15 protein-coding genes are annotated in these 18936 nt (G+C 71.7%); 7 read left to right on the top strand and 8 right to left on the bottom strand.

Features of this window, described 5'->3' with window-relative positions:
* Positions 1 to 107 precede the first annotated feature (107 nt).
* Entirely contained in the window at positions 108 to 914 is an 807-nt protein-coding gene (locus Pma05_RS27795) for an SAM-dependent methyltransferase (RefSeq protein WP_203860441.1), read from the bottom strand.
* Between the two features lie 311 nt (positions 915 to 1225).
* On the opposite strand from Pma05_RS27795, the gene Pma05_RS27800 reads away from it, so the two are divergent.
* Both Pma05_RS27800 and Pma05_RS27805 read left to right on the top strand, forming a co-directional pair.
* Positions 1226 to 2221, top strand: a complete 996-nt coding sequence (locus tag Pma05_RS27800; RefSeq protein ID WP_203860442.1) for an MBL fold metallo-hydrolase — start codon at positions 1226 to 1228, stop codon at positions 2219 to 2221.
* Between the two features lie 134 nt (positions 2222 to 2355).
* Positions 2356 to 2928 (top strand): DUF4232 domain-containing protein, encoded by a 573-nt coding sequence (locus tag Pma05_RS27805; RefSeq protein WP_203860443.1) that lies wholly within the window; start codon positions 2356 to 2358, stop codon positions 2926 to 2928.
* A 62-nt stretch (positions 2929 to 2990) separates the two neighbouring features.
* Here the strand turns inward: Pma05_RS27805 and Pma05_RS27810 are convergent, their stop codons facing one another.
* The 3 genes from Pma05_RS27810 to Pma05_RS27820 form a co-directional block, all read right to left on the bottom strand.
* The gene (locus Pma05_RS27810; protein ID WP_239313234.1) at positions 2991 to 4412 is read right to left on the bottom strand and encodes a glycosyl hydrolase family 18 protein; all 1422 of its coding nucleotides are present in this window, start codon (positions 4410 to 4412) and stop codon (positions 2991 to 2993) included.
* 349 nt (positions 4413 to 4761) lie between these two features.
* Positions 4762 to 5346, bottom strand: coding sequence for a TetR/AcrR family transcriptional regulator (locus Pma05_RS27815; RefSeq protein ID WP_203860444.1), 585 nt, complete (start codon positions 5344 to 5346; stop codon positions 4762 to 4764).
* A gap of 10 nt (positions 5347 to 5356) precedes the next feature.
* Positions 5357 to 6352 carry an aldo/keto reductase gene (locus Pma05_RS27820; RefSeq protein ID WP_203860445.1) on the bottom strand — a complete coding sequence of 332 codons (996 nt, stop codon included), beginning with the start codon at positions 6350 to 6352 and terminating at the stop codon, positions 5357 to 5359.
* Positions 6353 to 6554: 202 nt separating this feature from the next.
* On the opposite strand from Pma05_RS27820, the gene Pma05_RS27825 reads away from it, so the two are divergent.
* Positions 6555 to 6872, top strand: coding sequence for a DUF6582 domain-containing protein (locus Pma05_RS27825; protein WP_203860446.1), 318 nt, complete (start codon positions 6555 to 6557; stop codon positions 6870 to 6872).
* Positions 6873 to 7009: 137 nt separating this feature from the next.
* On the opposite strand, the gene Pma05_RS27830 is transcribed toward Pma05_RS27825, so the two are convergent.
* Complete coding sequence (locus Pma05_RS27830; protein ID WP_203860447.1) at positions 7010 to 7771, bottom strand: zf-HC2 domain-containing protein; 762 nt, start codon at positions 7769 to 7771, stop codon at positions 7010 to 7012.
* 174 nt (positions 7772 to 7945) lie between these two features.
* Here Pma05_RS27830 and Pma05_RS27835 point away from each other — a divergent pair, with 174 nt between their 5' ends.
* On the top strand, positions 7946 to 8527 hold the full coding sequence (locus Pma05_RS27835; protein ID WP_203860448.1) for a sigma-70 family RNA polymerase sigma factor: 582 nt from the start codon (positions 7946 to 7948) through the stop codon (positions 8525 to 8527).
* Between the two features lie 79 nt (positions 8528 to 8606).
* Here the strand turns inward: Pma05_RS27835 and Pma05_RS27840 are convergent, their stop codons facing one another.
* From Pma05_RS27840 to Pma05_RS27850, 3 genes are all read right to left on the bottom strand, one after another.
* On the bottom strand, positions 8607 to 10061 hold the full coding sequence (locus tag Pma05_RS27840; RefSeq protein ID WP_203860449.1) for an ATP-binding protein: 1455 nt from the start codon (positions 10059 to 10061) through the stop codon (positions 8607 to 8609).
* A gap of 48 nt (positions 10062 to 10109) precedes the next feature.
* Positions 10110 to 11768, bottom strand: coding sequence for an NAD(P)/FAD-dependent oxidoreductase (locus Pma05_RS27845; protein WP_203860450.1), 1659 nt, complete (start codon positions 11766 to 11768; stop codon positions 10110 to 10112).
* Between the two features lie 70 nt (positions 11769 to 11838).
* The gene (locus Pma05_RS27850) at positions 11839 to 12987 is read right to left on the bottom strand and encodes a zinc-dependent alcohol dehydrogenase family protein (protein ID WP_203860451.1); all 1149 of its coding nucleotides are present in this window, start codon (positions 12985 to 12987) and stop codon (positions 11839 to 11841) included.
* Positions 12988 to 13583: 596 nt separating this feature from the next.
* On the opposite strand from Pma05_RS27850, the gene Pma05_RS27855 reads away from it, so the two are divergent.
* From Pma05_RS27855 to Pma05_RS27865, 3 genes are all read left to right on the top strand, one after another.
* Positions 13584 to 14876, top strand: a complete 1293-nt coding sequence (locus tag Pma05_RS27855) for a cytochrome P450 (RefSeq protein WP_203860452.1) — start codon at positions 13584 to 13586, stop codon at positions 14874 to 14876.
* 517 nt (positions 14877 to 15393) lie between these two features.
* Positions 15394 to 16014, top strand: coding sequence for a helix-turn-helix transcriptional regulator (locus Pma05_RS27860; RefSeq protein WP_203860453.1), 621 nt, complete (start codon positions 15394 to 15396; stop codon positions 16012 to 16014).
* A 316-nt stretch (positions 16015 to 16330) separates the two neighbouring features.
* Positions 16331 to 18925, top strand: a complete 2595-nt coding sequence (locus Pma05_RS27865; protein WP_203860454.1) for a sensor histidine kinase — start codon at positions 16331 to 16333, stop codon at positions 18923 to 18925.
* Positions 18926 to 18936: the final 11 nt, after the last annotated feature.

Below are 18936 nucleotides of genomic sequence, written 5' to 3' on the forward strand. Positions count from 1 at the left end.
GTCGTCCTTCGCCCGGGTCGTCTTTCGGCTTCGCCCACGGCCGGTCCACGCGCCGACCCCACCGGGGACGCGCCGGTCACCGTGCCCGCTGGCGTTGTGGGCGGAGATCAGCGCTTCCGGGCGATCCCGCCGGCCATCAGCAGTTCGGCCACGGTGAGGTCGTGGTCGATGGGAGACTCCGGCCGCCACTGCGGCAGCGGTACCAGGCCCGGCTCGACCATCTCGAGGTCTCCGAAGAACCCCTGAAGCTCCTCCAGCGTCCGGAATCGGCCGGTGCCGAGCACGCTGAGGTACGTCTCCTCAAGCTCGGCCGCTTCCGGGAAGGACGCGCAGAAGCTGGTCATGAAGAGGTGACTGCCGGACGGCACGGCCGCCAGGTACGCCTCGGCGACGCTCTGCGGGTCCTCGTCGTCGTGCAGATGGTGCAGGATGCCGACGAGCAGTACGCCGACCGGCTGGGAGAAGTCGATGAGGCGGTGCACCTCGGGATTGGCGAGTATGGACTCGGGGTCTCGCAGGTCGGCCGTGACGACCGTGGTGTTCTCGTTCTCGACGAGCAGGGCCCGCCCGTGGGCCAGTACGATCGGGTCGTTGTCGATGTAGACGACCCGGGCGTCGGGTGCCGACCGCTGTGCCACCTGGTGGGTGTTCTCCCGGGTCGGCAGCCCGGAACCCAGATCCATGAACTGCCGGATGCCCGCCTCTTCGACCAGATAGCGGACGCCCCGGCTGAGGATCTGCCGGTTGTAGGCCGCCACCTCCGGCAACTGCGGCACGATCTTGAGCATCTCGCCGACGACCGCGCGGTCGATCGCGAAGTTGTCCTTGCCGCCGAGCACCACGTCGTAGGCCCGCGCGATGCTGGGTTTCGAGGTGTCGATACCGGCCGAAGCCGGCCGCCCCTGGTCCGTCATGAATCCTTCTTCCGGAAGGTCTCACCCGTGTCCCGAAAGATCCTATAGGACGTCCGATGACCGGCTCGGTGGGGTGTCTGACCATCGTGGACAGACGGACCATCCGACGATCTTTCCCGCCTGCGTCGACTCTGCGCACTGCCGCTACCAGTGCTGATATCGGAACGGATATCGGTGGATCCGCCGGATGGTCTTGGACGGCGCGGCTCGGCCGGTGATTGGGTTTCCGCACTCGACCGCTCGGCCGGGGCGTTCCGGCGCTGCTCAGGCGCGGGCACGACCGGGCCGAGCCCGATCGGAGGGGGAAACTCATGACCGAACCTCGACTCGACCGCCGGGGGCTGCTCCGGACCGCCGCCGTCGGCGCCGCAGCGACCGGGCTCGCCGCCACGGTGGCACCGGGACTCGCCACACCCGCCGTCGCGGCGCACGGGTCGGCTCCGGCCGGCCGCACCAGGTCGCGGGGCACCGGCGCCGCCGCGACGTTCCGCTGGTTCGGTACGGCCGGCTGGCGGATCGACATCGGCACCCGGACGGTACTGGTCGATCCGTACCTGAGTCGTTACCGGACCGGACTGTTCGAGGGCGGGATGAACCTGGCCACCCCGCTGACCGTCGCCACCTCCATCGTGGACGAACACGTGGGCCGGCCCGAGACGGTACTGGTCACCCACTCGCACTGGGACCACTTCAACGACGTACCGCACATCGCGACGACGAGCGGGGCGCGGGTGCTCGGCACCATGACGACGTACCAGCTCGGGCTGGCCGCCGGCATCCCCGCCGGGCAGCTGGGACTGGTCAAGGGTGGCGAGGTGCTCGACTTCGGCGACTACACGGTCGAGGTGGTCGCCTCGCTGCACAGCCGGAACGCGGCGTACTCGATCGGCATCCCCGGGCTGCGGCTGAGCCAGCCGCCGAAGCCCGCCACCGTCGGTGACCTGCCGGAGGGCGACACCCTCGCCTTCCAGGTCACCGTCAAGGACGGCCCGGCGGTCTTCTTCATGGGCGCCAGCGACTTCGTGGAACGCAACGTGTCCGGCCTGCGGCCCGACGTCGCGATGATCGCGATGGCCGCCAGCACCTCCACGCACGAGTACCTGCCCCGGTTGCTGGCGGCGCTGGACTATCCGGAGATCGTGGTGCCGGTGCACTGGGACAACTTCGAGACCGAGCTGCGGAATCCACCGCCGATCGCGCCGGCCGACCGGCCGAGGCTGGAGGCGATGATCACGGCGATCCGGCGGGCGGCCCCGAGGAGCCGGATCGTCGTACCGGAATACCTGACCGGCTACACCTTCGGCTGACCGGCACCGCGGGCACGTGCCCGTCCGCCCGCGATATCGGGGTTGATATCGTGCCTGCTCAGCGGCTTGCCCGCAGCGCAGCAGGAGTGTGGCGGCGTACTCGACGAGACCCGGCAGGGTCGGGAAGGCACTGCATGACGATCGGCATCCCGCCGTCCCACCGCAGGCGGATGCGCCGGCTCGGCACCCTGCTCGGCACGGTCGCGCTACTCGCCGGCTGCGGTACGCCGAGCAGGCCCCCGATCCCGGAGCCGACCCTGACCGCCGATCCGGCGCCGACCGCCGAGTGTCCCGACGGCTTCCTGATCACCGCCGGTGAGGTGGAACCCGCCCTCGGCCTGCGGGCGCTCGGGATCGAGCTGCGCAACTGCGGCACCGCTCCATACCGCCTCGACGGCTATCCCGTGGTGCGGGTACTGGACCAGGAGCGGCGGGCGCTCGACGTCACGGTCGGCAACGGGTCGGCGCCGGTGAGTAGCCCGGACAGCTACGACGTGCCACCCCGGCCGGTGGTGCTGGGGCCCGGCGAGTCGGCGCGGGCGCGGGTGCTCTGGCGGAACACCGTCACCGAGTCGGCCGAGCCGGCCGGGGACGCGAGCTACCTGGAGATCGCTCCCGCGCCCGGCGCACCGGTCCAGCTCGTCGCCCCGCGCGGCGGGATCGACCTCGGCACCACCGGCCGGCTCGCGGTGAACGTCTGGCAGTAAGACCCGCTCGACAGCATCCGGCCCGGCCGCTCGCGGCGACCGGGCCGGATGCGGTGCCGGGATCAGGCCGGAAGTCGCCATACCTGGTTGGCGCCGCCGAAGCAGTCCCAGATCTGTAGCCGGGTGCCGTCGGCCGAACTGTTGTCGGTGGCGTCCAGGCACTTGTTCGACGCGGGGTTGCGCAGGGTGCCGTTGCCCTGCGCCTGCCAGACCTGCGCACCGGTGCCGTTGCAGTCGTAGAGCTGCACCTTGGCGCCGTTGGTGGTCGCGGCGGCGGTGACGTCGGCGCACTTGCCGAGCGCCCGCAGGGTGCCGTCGGTACCGACCGTCCAGCGCTGGGCGTTGCTGCCGTTGCAGGTGTAGAGCTGGATCGCCGTGCCGTTCGCGGTGGAGGCCGCCGCGACATCGACGCACTTGCCGCCGATGCCGGTGATCTGGCCGGTCCGGCCGCCCGGCGGCGGGGTACCGCCGCCCATCACCGTGTCGTAGATGGCGCTGACCAGCGAAGTCGCGTTGTTGGTGTCCTGGGACAGCTCCCAGTTCATCATCCCGCCGGCGTTGGCCATCGCCCACTGGGTCTTGCGCTTCACCGTCGGTACGCCGTTGTAGCACTGCTGCGCCCCGCCGGCGGTGGTGCAGTCCCGGTTGGCGTTGGCCGGGTCCATCGCGACCAGCGCGGAGTAGGTGTAGTAGCCGGGCCGGCTGTAGAACGGCACGCCGAGCACCGCCTTGCTGGCCGGCAGGCCGCGCGACTTCCAGCCGTTCACGGCGTTGATCGACCAGTCGTAGTTGGCGTGCGGGCTGCCGCCGTCGTACGCCATGATGTTCAGCCAGTCGACGTAGCCGAAGACGGCCGGCTGCACCCCGTTGACGGTACCGCCCTCGGAGACCACGGCGGCGGTGAGCAGCTTGCCCCGGCTGCGGAGTTCCCCGCTGAGCTGCTGCATCAGCGCGGTGAAGTTGTTCGCCGAGGTGCCGGGGTCCGGGTACTCCCAGTCCATGTCGACACCGTCCAGGTTGTACTGCGTCACGAAGCTGATCACGCTGTTCACGAACGTGGTCCGGCTGGAGGCGTTGCCGGCCAGCGCCTCGAAGGCGGAGTCGTCGCCGTTGTTCCAGCCGCCGATCGCGATCGACACCTTGACGTTGCTGCCGTGCGCCCGCGACACCAGCGAGGAGAGCTTGCTCGGGTTCTCCACGGCCCGCAACGTGCCGTTCGCGTTCGGCAGTACGAACGCGTAGTTGATGTGGGTCAGCTTGCTGTACTGGATGGCGTTGACGTCGCCGGCCCAGCTCGGCATGTAGCCGACGCTCTTGAAGTTGTTGGGCAGTACGACTGCCTCGGCGGGGGAGAGCGGCGCGAGCGCGATTGCCGTCCCGGTCGCGGCGGTGGCCAGCGCGAGTGCTCCGGTGAACAACCTGGACCGGATGCCGGGTCGGCGTCCCGGCGGGCGGACCCGCTCGGCGCTCATCGTAGGTGACATCGACGTTCCCTTCTGTCGCAGGCACCTCAGCGGCTCGATCCCACCTGGTGGGGGTGGGGGTCGCCGCGGCACCGGCGCGGCGGATCGGGATCGATGTTGCTGAGTTGCTGAAACATTAGGAAAGTTAACTAATAATGTCAATGCAATCCGTTCCGGCCGCCGCGATGCGGGCCGAACAGGTGCAGTTGGCGCTAGCCCGGCGGCGAATCCCTCCCGCGCCGCCTGTCGAGCCGGGTGCCTGGACGGGGCAGCCCGCCGTCGCCGGTGGAGGGCGCATCGGCGGGGCAGCTCGACAGTGTGCGTAACGGGAGTTCGGCGCCGGGGCGGGACGCCGGGGCCGGGTGCCGGGTCAGCGCGGGCGGAGGCCGTCGAGCAGCAGGTCGCAGACGGCGTCGAGTTGCCGCTCGATGTCCGGATCGGCCCACTGGGCGCAGTGCGTCGGGTCGTGGAACCGTACGGTCGCGTGCAGCACCGCCCGGGCGGCCCGGGGCACGTCGCCGACGGCGAAGTCGCCGTCGGCGACCCCGTCCGCGATGATCCGGGAGAGCTGCCCGACCAGCCCGTCCAGCGACGCGGCGATCACCGTACTGGCCTCGCCGACCAGCACGATGTAGGTGGCGAAGAGTTCCGGGTCGTCGAGCGCGGTCGCGCGCTTGGTGCCGTGCAGCGTGTGCAGCCAGGACCGCAGCCGCTCCGGCGCCGGCGCCGGACCCGATGTCACCGCCGGCAGGTCCGCGTGCACCCGGTCCAGCCAGCGGTCGGCGACCGCCTCGCGCAACGCGGTCTTGCTGGCGAAATGCCGGTAGACGCTGCCGTGGCTCACCCCCAGGGCCCGGGCGACGTCCACCACGGTCGCCTTGGCCGGGCCGAAGCGGCGGAGGACCTCCTCCGCCGCCTCGAGGATCCGTTCCGGGGTCAGCGTCGAGTCGGCCATGGGCACTATTTCACCGTTCGCTGTCCAGGTGCTCCATCGCGGGGGCGGCGTAGCGGGCGCCGGCGGCGGACCCGACCGGTACGGCGCGCTCGATCGCGGCCAGGTCGTCGGCGTCGAGCTTCAGGTCGAGCGCCCCGAGCGACTCGGCCAGCCGGTCCCGGCGCCTGGCCCCGATCAGCGGCACGATGTCCGTACCCCGGCTGAGCACCCAGGCGATGGCCACCTGCGAGACGGTAGCCCCGCGCGCCTGCGCGACCTCGCGCAGCGCGTCGACCAGCAGCAGGTTCGCCTGGAGGTTGTCGCCGGTGAACCGGGGGCTGAACGAGCGGAAGTCGCCGGGGGAGAGCTGACGGTCGGCGGTCCAGTGCCCGCTGAGCAGCCCTCGGGACAGCACCCCGTACGCCGTCACGCCGATGCCCAGCTCGCGACAGGTGGGCAGGATCTCCGCCTCGACGGTCCGGGACAGCAGCGAGTACTCGATCTGTAGGTCGGCGATCGGATGTACGGCCTGCGCCCGGCGGATCGTCGCCGCGCCGACCTCGGAGAGGCCGACGTGCCGTACCCGGCCGGCGGTCACCTGCTCGGCGATCGCGCCCACCGTCTCCTCGATCGGCACCGCCGGGTCGAGCCGGGCGATCCGGTACACGTCGACGTGGTCGGTGCCGAGCCGGCGCAGCGAGTACGCGAGGAAGTTCCGTACCGCCTGGGGGCGGCCGTCGATGCCGTCCCAGCCGCCTTCCGGGTCGCGGAGCCCGCCGAACTTGACGCTGATCGCGACCTGGTCGCGGCTGCGCTCGCGCAGCGCGCGGCCGAGCAGCATCTCGTTGTGCCCGGCCCCGTAGAAGTCGCCGGTGTCCAGCAGCGTGACCCCGGCGTCCAGGGCCGCGTGGATCGTCGCGACGCTCTCCGTCTCGTCGGCGGGCCCGTAGAGGTCGGACATCCCCATCGTGCCGAGGCCGAGGGCGGAGACGGTGGGACCGTTGCTGCCGAGTGTCCGGTTCTCCATGTTCTGCTCCTGTTCGTGGGTGCCGGCCGCTGCTCCGGCGGACCGGATGCCGGCGCTTCGGCAAGTATGGACTAACGGCTGACAGAATTCAAAATGTGTCAGCCCAACTGTTCGAGGTCCCCGCGCCGACGAGCCGGTTATCGGTCCCGGCCAGGGGTAGGAGAACCAGGGTGGGGAGTACCCCTTCGGTCAGGAGGAAGCCATGAAGACCACCTGGAAGCCCGTCGACCAGCACGGGGTGATCAGCAGCAAGCAGTCCCGCGAGCTGCCGGACAGCGCGTTCGCCTTCCCCGGCAAGCGCAAGGAGCCGCTCACCGACGCGTCGCACGTCCGCAACGCCATCGCCCGGTTCGACCAGACGCACGACGTCAGCGACGCCGAGCGGGACCAGGCGTTCGCGAACATCCTCGCGGCGGCCCGGCACTACGACATCAATGTCGCCGAGTCGGACTGGCGGCAACTGGGCAAACTGCCACACACGCCGAACCCGGCACACGGCGGACGTACGTCACGCGGTTGAGCGGTGCCGAGCCCGACTCCGAACCACGCGGTTGAGCAGGCGCCGGGTCCGACCCCGAACCACGCGGTTGAGCGGGGCCGCGCCCGAATCCGAACCGTGGACGGGGGCCGGCAGCGGGTCCCGGCGTCCGGATGCGGTCAGGCTGCCCGGTGATGGGTACTGGCCTGGGCCGTTCCGGGCCGGGCCCGGACCAGCCGTAGCCGCGGCGGCGCGGGTGCCGGCTCCTCCTCGAACGTCGCCCGCCAGCCCGGCCCGGTCCGCTGCCCGTGCCGGTACGGCGGCTCGCCCGACTCGATCGTCGGGCGGGACAGGCCGAGGATGAGCAGATAGCCGGCGAGGATCAGCCCGTGACTGAGGATTCGGTTGAGATCCACCCGGCCGGCGATCGCGTCGTTGACGGAGAGCAGGGTCAGCACGGCGACGAACGCGGTCAGCGTGGGTACCAGACCCAGCGGCCGGGTACGGCGAAGTGCGATCCAGGCGAATCCGGCCCCGAGTGCGACGTTCCAGGCGGCCGACTCGTGCCACAGGTGGTCCGGCCCGCCGCCGAACACGACCTCGATGCCGTGCAGGTGACCGGACGAGCCGATGCCGGCGATCTGGGCCGCGCCGAGCAGGAACTGGGCGACGCCCACCACCCCGAGCGCGATCCGGAGCGTACCGGCCAGCCGGGCCAGCCGACTCGGTCCCGGAACGGCATCGAGGAGCCCGTCGTCGATCTCCATCGGCGGTGGTACGACGCTGGTCCGGGCCAGCCTGTTCAGCGCCGTCGCGCCGTCGAGCCAGCTTCGGCACTCGGCGCAGGTGGCGAGGTGGCGGTCCACCCCGGCCCGCTCGGCCGGGTGCTCCTCGCCGTCCAGCCGGGCCGACAGGGCTTCTCGATACTGTTCGCACCGCACACTCTCATAGTCGGCCCTGACCGCCCGTCGGTTCCCTCGGGGGTAAGCATTCCGGCGCCGACCCCGCTCGACCGGGTGCCGCCGAGCCCTTTCAGCGGCATGATCGCCCCGTTAGGCGATCAGATGCCCACCGGGGGTATTCGAGGTGGCCGCCGGTACCGGTAGCTTTGGGGCATGTCTCCCCCCGGCGTCGACAGCGACGAGATCACCAGGCTGGCACTGGCCGCCAAGGCCGGCGACCGCTCGGCGGCAGCGGCCTTCATCCGGGCGACCCAGCACGACGTGCAGCGGTTCGTCTCCCACCTGGTCGGTGCCGGTGAGGCGGAGGATCTCGCCCAGGAGACCTACCTGCGGGCGATGCGCGCGCTGCCGCGCTTCGCGGCCAGGTCGTCCGCGAAGACGTGGCTGCTCTCGATCGCCCGGCGGGCCTGTGTCGACCACGTCCGGACGGCGATGCGGCGTCCCCGGGTCGCGTCGCTGCCGGACTGGCAACTCGCCGCCGACGCCGAACTGGCCCGGGGGAGCACCGGCTTCGAGGGCGCCGTGGAGCTGGCCCGGCTGCTGGCGGACCTGCCGCCGGACCGCCGGGAGGCGTTCGTCGCCACCCAGGTCGCCGGGCTGAGCTACGCCGAGGCGGCCGAGGTCTGCGACTGCCCGGTCGGCACCATCCGGTCCCGGGTGGCCCGGGCCCGGGAGGACCTGGTCGCGGCGATGCGGGCGGACGGCTCCGGCCGCCGGCTCCGTTCGACGAGCTGATCGGGCTGCCCGCGCTGACTGACCTGATCGGCCCGGCCGCGCCGACCCGCCCACGCGCCGGGCGGCGCCGGCTTCCGGATCAGGAGAGCGCGGCCTCGACCGCGCCCGGCTCGGGCCCGGAGATCGGCAGGCAGACCCGGAAGGTGGTACGCCCCGGCTCGGAGTCGACCCGGATGTCCCCGTGGTGCTTGTTGACCACGATTCGATATGAGATGTCCAGCCCCAGCCCCGTGCCATCGCCGATCGGCTTGGTGGTGAAGAACGGCTCGAAGATCCGGGACCGGACCTCGGCCGGGATGCCGGGCCCGGTGTCGACGATCTCCACCACGATCGAGTCGTCGTCCCGCCGGGTGCGTACGGTCAGCACACCCTCCTCGCCGATCGCGTAGAGCGCGTTGTCGACCAGGTTGGTCCACACCTGGTTCAGTTCGGCGGCGTAGACCGGGATCGCCGGCAGGTCGCGGTCGTACTCCTTCACCACCTGGATGCCGGGCTTGAGTTTGGCGGTGAACATCGCCAGGGTGGCGTCGAGCAGGTCGTGCACGTCGACCGTCCGGTGCGGGGCCCGGTCCAGTTGCGAATACTGCTTCGCCGCCCCGACCAGCCCGGTGATCCGGCTCAGCGCGTCGTCGATCTCGCCGAGCAGCAGTTCTGTCTCGACGGTGTAGGTCAGCCAGCGAATCGCCGGCTCCAGGTCGTCGGGGCGTACCGCCGTGCCGACCTGCTCCAGCCAGGGCACGTCGATGCCGCCGGCGGTCAGCGTCGGGGCGAGGTCCCAGCCGCCGGTGACCTCGTGTTCGTCCAGCCAGTCGGCGAGGGTGTCCTCGGCGTCGCTGGTCTCCAGCGGGGAGAGGGTGGGTGCGCTGGCGGCCTGCTTGACGGCGGCCTCCTGGAGTTCGACCAGGCGTTGCAGCCGCTCGCCGTCCAACCGGCCGTCGGCGATCATGGCCAGCTTGTGCCGCATCCCGGCGACCCGGTCCCGGAGTACCGAGCTCGCCCGGACGGCGGCGGCGGCCGGATTGTTCAGCTCGTGGGTCAGCCCGGCCGAGAGCGAGCCGAGGGCCAGCAGCCGCTCCCGCTCGCCGACCACGGTCTGGGTGGTCCGCATGCCGATGAAGAGCCCGTCCAGCAGGTGCATCGCCATCGGGAACCAGCGGCGCATCGCGGTGCTGATCACCTCGGCCGGCAGCGTGAAGAGCGTGACGTCGGTGATCGCCCGCATTCCGTTCAGGTACGTCTGCACCCGCTGCTCGTTCAGGTAGGGCTGGGTCGCCCCGCCGTACACGCCGCGCTGGTCGGTGCGGGTGATCTCGACCCGATCGCCCTGGACCAGCCGGATCAGCGAGACGGTGCCGTCGAGCAGCACATAGAAGCAGTTCGCCTCGGCACCCTCGACGAAGATGTCGGCCCCGGCCGGCAGCCGCTGCACCCGGCCGTGCTCGTGGATGTAGCCGAGTTTCTCCTCGTCCAGTGACTCGAACAGGAACAGCGTACGCAGTTCCTCGATCGCCAGCCGTTCGTCCGATCCGCCCATCTCGTCACCCGATCCGTGTTCGTGAGCCGTCTCCCGCTCGAAATTGCCTTACTGCGCCGCCAGGTACTGGTGGGCCAGTGAGACCACCATCGCACCCTCGCCGACCGCCGAGGCGACCCGCTTGATCGAGTCGGCCCGGACGTCCCCGGCCGCGAATACCCCGGGCAGACTCGACTCCAGCGGGTACGGGTCGCGGGGCAGCGACCAGCCGGCCGGCCGCCGCCCGTCGCTGCTCAGGTCCAGCCCGGTCAGTACGTAGCCCCGGGCGTCCCGGGCCACCACGTCGGCCAGCCAGTCGGTACGCGGTTCGGCGCCGATGAAGACGAAGAGCCAGGACGCCTTCACGGTCCTCTGCTGCCCGACCCGGTTGTCGCAGATGGTGAGCTGCTCCAGGTGGTCGGTGCCGTCGCCGCCGATCACCTCGGAGTGCGGGTGCACCTCGATGTTGTCGATCCGTTCGATCTGCTCGATCAGGTAGTGCGACATCGACCGGTGCAGGTCGGGGCCGCGTACCAGCAGGTGCACCCGGCGGGCGTGCCGGGCGAAGTAGACCGCTGCCTGGCCGGCCGAGTTCGCCCCGCCGACGATGTAGACGTCCTGGCCGGCGCAGTTCGGTGCCTCGGTCGACGCCGAGCCGTAGAAGACGCCCCGGCCGGTCAGGTCGGCCAGCCCGGGCGCGGTGAGCTGCCGGTAGGAGACCCCGGTGGCCAGTACCACCGTGTGGGCGGCGATCGACGAGCCGTCACTGAACCGGAGCAGTCGGGTCGCGCCGGCCGCCTCCAGTCCGACCACGTCCCGGGCGGTCAGCAGCTCGGCGCCGAACCTCAGCGCCTGCCGGCGGGCCCGGTCGGCGAGCTGCGATCCCGAGACCCCGTCCGGGAAGCCGAGGTAGTTCTCGATCCGGCTGCTCTGCCCGGCCTGACCGCCGGTCGCCTGCCGCTCGACCAGTACGGTCCGCAGCCCCTCGGAGGCGCCGTAGACGGCCGCGCCGAGGCCGGCCGGGCCGGCGCCGACCACCACCAGGTCGTAGAAGTCGGCGGCCGGGGTGGTGGATAGCCCGCACTTGACCGCCAACTCGGCCTCGGTCGGTTTGACCAGCGCGCTGCCGTCCGCGGTGACCACCACCGGCACGTCGGCCGGGTCGGCTCCGGCGGCGGCCAGTAGCCGCCCACCCTCCGGTTCGTCGGCCAGCAGCCAGCGGTACGGCACCAGGTTGCGGGCGAGGAAGTCGCGGACCTCGAAGGACGGCGCGGACCAGCGGTGCCCGATCACCCGTACCTCGTCCGGGGCGGCCTCCGGGCTCGCCGCCCAGGCCTCCAGCAGGCTGTCCAGTACCGGATAGAGCTTCTCCTCCGGCGGATGCCAGGGCTTGAGCAGGTAGTGGTCCAGGTCGACGATGTTGATCGCGTCGATCGCCGCGTTGGTGTCCGCGTAGGCGGTCAGCAGTACCCGGCGGGCGGTCGGGAAGAGGTCCATCGCCGCTTCGAGGAACTCGATGCCGTTCATCTGTGGCATCCGGTAGTCGGCGAGCAGCACCGCGACCTGGTCGCCCCGGAGTTTGATCTCGCGCAGCGCGGCCAGCGCCTCGTCGCCGGACGAGGCGCGGACCACCCGGCACCGGTCGCCGTAGCGCCGCCGTACGTCCCGGGCCACCGCCCGCGACACCGCCGGGTCGTCGTCGACCGTCAAGATCACCGGGTTCGCCATGGCACCAATGAAAGCATCCGGAACGGCCCTTGACGAACCTCGATAGCGAGACGCGGCCAGCGTCGGGCGGTCAGTCCCGGTTCGGCTGGATCAGCCGGATTCCGCCGACCCGCGGCCGATCCAGGGTGGCCAGCGCCACCGGTGCCTCGGCCAGCCCGATCGTCTGGGTCACCAGCTCCGCCGGCCGGAGCACCCCGGCGCCGACCAGCGCCAGCAGCTCCGGGTACGCGTGCGCGGCCATCCCGTGGCTGCCGCGCAGTTCCAGCTCGTACCCGATGACCCGGTCCATCGGCACCGCCGGGTGCCCGTTCGCGGCCGGCAGCAGCCCGACCTGCACGTGCCGCCCCCGCCGCCGCAGGCTCTCGATCGACCCGGCACACGTCGGCGCGCTGCCCAGCGCGTCCAGCGACAGGTGGGCGCCGCCGCCGGTCAGCTCGCGGACCGCCCCGGCCACCTCCTGCGGGCCGGGCAATGAACCCTTCTCCACCTCCCCTTGCGGTCCGTCGTGGCCGCGGGTGGAGGTCGGGGCGCGTGCGCCGCGCGGTTCAGGTGGAAGAAGGTTCAACGTGCCGGCGTCCAGGCAGGCGGTGGCGCCGAACCGGCGGGCCAGCTCCAGCGCGGCCGGGCTGACGTCGACCGCCACCACCCGGGCACCGCTGGCCACCGCGATCATCACCGCGGAGAGTCCCACCCCGCCACACCCGTGTACGGCCACCCACTCACCGGCGGCCACCCGGCCCTGCGCGACCACCGCCCGGAACGCGGTGCCGAACCGGCAGCCGAGCGCGGCGGCGCCGGCGAAATTCAGCTCGTCGGGCAGCCGGACCAGGTTCACGTCGGCGTGCTCGACCGCGACCAGGTCGGCGTAGGAGCCCCAGTGGGTGAAGCCGGGCTGGGTCTGCCGCTCGCAGACCTGCTGGTGCCCGGCGAGGCAGGAAGGGCAGCTGCCGCAGGCGCAGACGAACGGGGCGGTGACCCGGTCGCCCACCCGCCAGCCCTGGACCGCCGGACCGACCGCCGCCACCACTCCGGCGAACTCGTGCCCCGGCACGTGCGGCAGCCGGATGTCCGGGTCGTGCCCCTGCCAGCCGTGCCAGTCGCTGCGGCACAGCCCGGTCGCCCCGACCTCGACCACCACGCCCGCCGGGCTGGGTACCGGGTCGGGCACGGTACGCAGCTCCGGCCGCCCGCCGAACTCCTCGAACACCACAGCCCGCATGCGGATCATCCTCACACGCGCTCGGCCCCTGAGCGGTGACCCATCAGTTCCCCGATCGACTTCTGTCAAGGGACTGTCGGGTGGCCGCCCCGGGGCGCCCGGTGACCACATTGGAACGTACGCGTTTCCGGGGAAGGTCATAGGCGTTCCCGCCGAGTTGTTTAGTATTGGCGGCGATCGACCAAAACGACCGCTCAGCCAGCACCCTTTCGCCGCGATTACCCTCCTCGGTTGAGGGCGGTCGCGGTCTACCGGGCCCGGGGCGGAGACCTCGCCGCGCGGCGTGCCCCGGATCGAGATCCGTGACGCGGTGTGATGCCCGGTCGGCCGGCGTGAACAGGAAGCAACGTGCAGGTGGCAAGTTGCAACCTGGCTCCTGGCGGGCTCGGCCCGGGTGTGACCAACGTCGCGCCCGAGCGCCAATACAATGGCACAAACGAATACCTTGACTTACCGACTGTCGCAGCGCATCGTGAGATTCCCAGATGTCGTTAGGAGTTACGGGGCAACTGATTCCCGGTGGGCGAACTATTGCCACCGGGGCCCTGCCATCGGAACCCTACGACAGCGCGCCGAGCGTGGGCCAGGAGGCGGCCATGGAACTCAGCCCGTTCGCTGGTACCTATCTGACCGACCCTGCCGCGGTGTGGCGGGATCTGCTGGACCGCCCCGAGAGTGTGCACTATGCCGAGGACCTGGGCATGTGGTTGATCAGCCGGCACGAGCACGTCCGGCAGGCGTTCGGGGACGCGGACAGTTTCGGTAACGCGCTCACCCTGGCTCCGGTCTACGAGATGTGTCCCGAGGCGCTCGCGATCGTGATGCGGCTCGACGTGCCGCCGACGACGGCCGCCGCCGACTCGCCGGTACACACCCGGACCAGGCGGGCGTTGCGGGCCACCTTCGCCAACACCGGTCCCCGGGTCGCCGCCCAGTACGGGCCGATGGTGCGCCGCCGGGTCGACGAACTCGTCGGCACCATCACCGCCCGCCGGGGCGAGGTGGTCGACCTGATCCCCGAGTTCACCGCCCTGCTGCCCCTGCTGGTGGTGCTGGACATCCTCGGGGTACCGGATCGGGACACCGCGCGGATCCGGCAGTGGGCCGACGGTCAGATCGCCCTCGTCTGGGGCCAACCCGACCCCGCCGAACAGGTACGCCTGGCCCAGGGCCTGCTCGACTTCTGGCACTACTGCCAGGACCTCGTCGGCCGCCGGGCCGAGGGAGACCTCGACGGCGACGACTTCATCTCCCGGGCGCTGCGCTACCGGGACGGCGACGACGAGGTCCTCACCGTCGACGAGGTCGCCTCGATGGCGTTCAACCTGCTCGTCGCCGGCCACGAGACCACCGCCGGACTCCTCGCCCACGGCCTCGAACAGGCCCTGTCGGTGCCCGGCCGGTGGGAACGCATCGCCGACGACCCGGCCAGCGTGCCGGCCTTCCTGGAGGAGGCGCTGCGGTTCGGCCCCGCCATCGACGGCTGGCTCCGGGTCACCCTGCGGCCGGTCACCATCGGCGGCGTCACGATCCCCGCCGGGCAACGGTGCCTGCTCCTCATCGGCGCCGCGAACCGCGACCCGGCGACGTTCACCGGTCCGGATCGGTTCGATCCGGACCGGGGGGACGTCAAGGACCATCTCTCCTTCGGTTACGGTCCGCATTTCTGCATCGGGGCCGCACTCGCCCGTCTGGAGGCCCGGATCGCGCTCGGGCGGCTCGCGGAGGCAATTCCCGGGCTGCGCCTGGTGCCGGGGCACGTAAGCGCCTACAAGCCCAATGTCGCGTTCCGTGCACATCGGGCGCTGCCCGCGCTCGTCGATATCACCAGCGCGCCGAGGGAACGGCTCGAAGATCCACCCGGCACGATTACCGCCCGCGCCGCGTAGCCGATCCCGTCTCGACCGGCCGATTCGCGGCCGATCCGGCCCGCCGGCACCGGTCGCGGCCGACGGTGGGTCCGGCTCAGGACGTCGACGGGTACGCCCGGACGGGGCGTCGGAGCCGGCCGGGCCGGATCACGGTCTGTCAATGAACGGCAAGGGATCGATCGACGTCGTCACGTCGACGGGTGACCGCAACCTCCGATCTCCGACCGATGATTGCGGAGTGTCGCCATTCGTCGTTCACGGCGGAAGGGATGAATCCGGGCAACCGGTGGCGTCCCGTTCCTCCGGAGATCATTTTCGCACCGTCAAGTAGATCAGCGTGCGAGGTTTTTCACTTACCGTCAACGATAGGTGGCGCGTAAGCCTTCACACCCGTCGCTCCGGAGGTAAGAATTGGCCCCGGCAAATGCCGGGTCATGATCTGTTCCGCGCGTCTCATGATCTGGTGCGAGTGATCGGATCGCTGACCAACGAAGGTGAGCAAATGGACGCTGCGTCGTCAGGTACCGCAGAATCGATGGCCACCCGAGAGTTCCAGCGCGAACTGCGCCGCTGGCGTACCCGCAAGGGGTTGACCCAGCGCGCCCTGGCCGACCGCGTGCGGTTCAGTCGGGAGACGGTGGCGGCGGTGGAGGCGGGTCGCCGGTACGGCAGCCACGAGCTGGCCGTGCGCTGTGACGACGTACTCGGCACCGGGGGCCTGCTCACCGCGCTCTGGCCCCAGGTGGCGGTCGAACAACTCGCCGCGGACGGGCGGCGCGGGCCGCGCGGCGCGGCGGCCGGCCGGGCGGACCCGACTGGGGCCGACCCGGAGCCCACCGTCGGAGCGCGACAGTCCGTGGTGGACGCCATCGACGAGCTGCGGGACCTGATCGACCAGATGTTGCGGGTGCACTTCCCGGGCGAGCCCGACCGGCAGCCGGCCGAGGCGCACCGGCTCACCGAGGAGGCGCACCGACTCGCGGCGCAGGTGCACAGGTTGCACGGCGACGCCGCCGGCCCCCCGGACGGCCCGCCGCCGGCCGAGGAGTCCCGGCAGCCGGTGACCGAGTCGCGTCGGCCGGCCGGCGAGGTACGCCGGCCCTTTGTCGAGTCCCACCGGCGAGGTCGGGTCGGCGCGCTGCGCCACCGGCACTGAACCTTCCCCTACCCGAACTGAGTCGTGAACCAGCGGTGGCACCGGTCGGCGGGATCCGTCGAGCTGCCTCCCGGGTACCGCTGCCTGCGGAAGTAACTGCCTGTTCATCGGCGGGTACAGATAGTGGTACGAGCTGTTTGTACCACGGTTAACCCTGTTGCCCGCCCCGCCGGTCCGGCGCAATGGGACTTGCTAACTGCAAGATGCAGATCTCCTCGATGACGAGCCGTGGGAGTCAGTCTTGGCCTCGACCACCCGATCCCACGCGGCCCGACCCCAGCCCGTACCGCGACGCGGCTGGAAGATCGCCTCTCGGATGCGCATCATCGTGGCCGCGCCGCTGGTCGCGGTCGTCGGGTTCGCCGGACTGGCGCTGGCCGACAGCGCCCAGCAGGCCGAGCAGGCCAGCGACCTCGGCGTGCTGGCCCAACTGGGCGCCGAGGCGGGCCGGCTGGCCTACCAACTCCAGCGGGAACGGGCGGCCGCCGCCGACCTGTTGACCGCCGCCACGCCCCGCCAGCAGGACACCTACGCCCGGCAGGCCGCCGACACCGACGAGATAGTCGCGCGCTACCAGCGGCAACGCGCGCTCGCCCCCGAGCCGGCCGCCGGGCCGGGCAGCGTACTGGCCCGGATCGACAACGCGCTGGCCGACCTGGCGCCGCTACGCACGCAGGTGCGTACCGCCGCGCACGCGGCCGTCTCCGCCACCACGTTCAGCTACCGGATCATCATCGCCGACCTGCTGGCCTACCGGGAGTCGATCGCCCAGGGCGTCGTCTCGGCCGAGGTCGCGGACGGGATCCGGGCCGGCGCCGCGCTGTCGAAGACCGCGGAGGCGCTCGGCCAGCAACAGGTCGCGGTGCTCCGGGCGATCGCCGCCGGCCAGCTCACCCCGTCGATGCAGCAGGACATCACCGCCGCCCGGACCGGCTTCACCGAGAACAGCCTGGCCTTCCTCGGTCTCGCCCCCGGCGAGTGGCAGGTCTGGTGGGAGCAAGCCGGCAGCGGCAAGGAGGCGCTCGCCCTGCAACGCCTCCAGGACCAGGTCTCCCGGGCCGAGATCGGCGCCCCGCTGGACGTCAACACCAACGCTTGGATCGGTGCCACCCAGGGCTGGGCCGCGCGGCTCTTCGAGGTGCAGCAGCGGGTCGATGCCGCCGTGCTGGCCGAGGTGGACGCGGCCCGGGTGGAGCAACGCTGGCGGGCCGTTGCCGAGGGCGCCGCGATGGCGGTCGCGCTGCTGCTGACCGTACTGGTCACCTGGGCGGTCGCCCGGCAGATCACCCGGCGGCTGCGGCGGCTCCGGGACGCGGCGCACTCGGTCGCGTACACCGAACTGCCGGCGATGGTGGCCGAGCTGCGCAGCCTGGACAGTGCCGGCATCCATCCGGAGGCGCTCGCCCGGGCGTCCGCGTCCACCCTGGAGGCGTCCAGTGGTGACGAGATCGGCGAGGTGGGCCAGGCGTTCACCGCCGTACACCAGGCGGCCGTCCGGACCGCCGCCGAGCAGGCGGTGATGCGGGCCAACACCGCCGACATCTTCGTCCACCTCAGCCGCCGCGAACAGCGGCTGGTGGACGCGGTACTCGCCCAGGTGGACAAGGTCGAGCGGGACGAGACCGACCCGGAGCGGCTACAGCAGCTCTACACCCTGGACAGCCTGGCGACCCGGATGGGACGGATCAACGCCAGCCTCCTCGTGCTCGGCGGTGTGGGCGTCGGGCGGGTACGCCACGAGGACGTACCGATGCAGAAGGTCGTCCAGGCGGCGCTGTCGCAGATCGAGCACTACACCCGGGTCCGGATCGGCGTCGTCGACCCGGACGTGGCGGTCGCGGCCGACAAGGTCGACGAGGTGGTGCACCTGCTCGCCGAGCTGATGGACAACGCGACGGCGTACTCGCCGCCGGAGACCGAGGCGTGGGTGACCGCGCGCAGCCTCGGCGACCGGGTCATCGTGCAGGTCAGCGACGAGGGTGTGGGGCTCTCGCTGCAACGGCTGGCCCAGCTCAACGACCTGCTGTCCCGGCCACCGGCCACCGACGTGGCGGCGGTCCGGGCGATGGGTCTGGTCGTGGTCGGCCAGCTCGCCGGTCGACTCGGGGTGACGGTCGAACTGCGGCCCGGCCCCAAGCTCGGCACCATCGCCGAGGTGTCGCTGCCGGCGACGCTGATCCGCCCCGTCCCGCCGGAGACCCAACTGCTGGCGCCCAGCCGGTTGTCGGCGATGCCGGACGGCCGGGTGCGCGGCACCGCCGTACCGGTCGCCTCGTCCCCGGCCACCTCGAACGGCCCGGCCCGGCGGCCGGCCTCGGAGCGGGCGCTGCCGGCCGCGTCGGTCTTCCGGCCATCGGCCCAGCGGACCGACCGGGGCGACGACCCGACCCAGGAGCTGGTGATCTTCGAGCAGGTCAACAACTGGTTCCGCACCGACCGCTCGGGCATCCCGGTCGAGACGCCCACGGGCAACGGCACGGGCAGCCCGGTGGGAGGCGGCCCGGTGGGAGGCAGTCCCGTTCCGGTCGGCCCGCCGGCGGGCCCGCCGGTCGGCCCGCCGGTCGCTGCGCCGGTAGGTGCGTCCAACGGGACCGACGGATCCAACGGTACGGGTGGCTACGCCACGACGGGCTGGCAGACCCGGGGTGACGAGGGGTGGCGGGCGGCCACCGGACTGGTCAACCCGGACGTCGCCGGGACCACCCCGTCCGGGCTCCCGATCCGTCAGCCGCAACGGCACCTGGTGCCGGGCGGCGTCGCCCTGCCACCCGAACAGCAGCCGGTCTCGGAGCACCGCGACCCGGCTGAGGTGGCCAACGCGATGGCCGCCTATGCCCGGGGCGTGGCCGCCCGCCGTCCCAAGCTGGTGAACGCCTCGGCGACAAGTGACGCGACAGGGAGTGCTACGTGAACCAACGAGAT

This window comes from Plantactinospora mayteni (genome assembly GCF_016862935.1).
In the GTDB taxonomy this organism is placed as follows: domain Bacteria; phylum Actinomycetota; class Actinomycetes; order Mycobacteriales; family Micromonosporaceae; genus Plantactinospora; species Plantactinospora mayteni.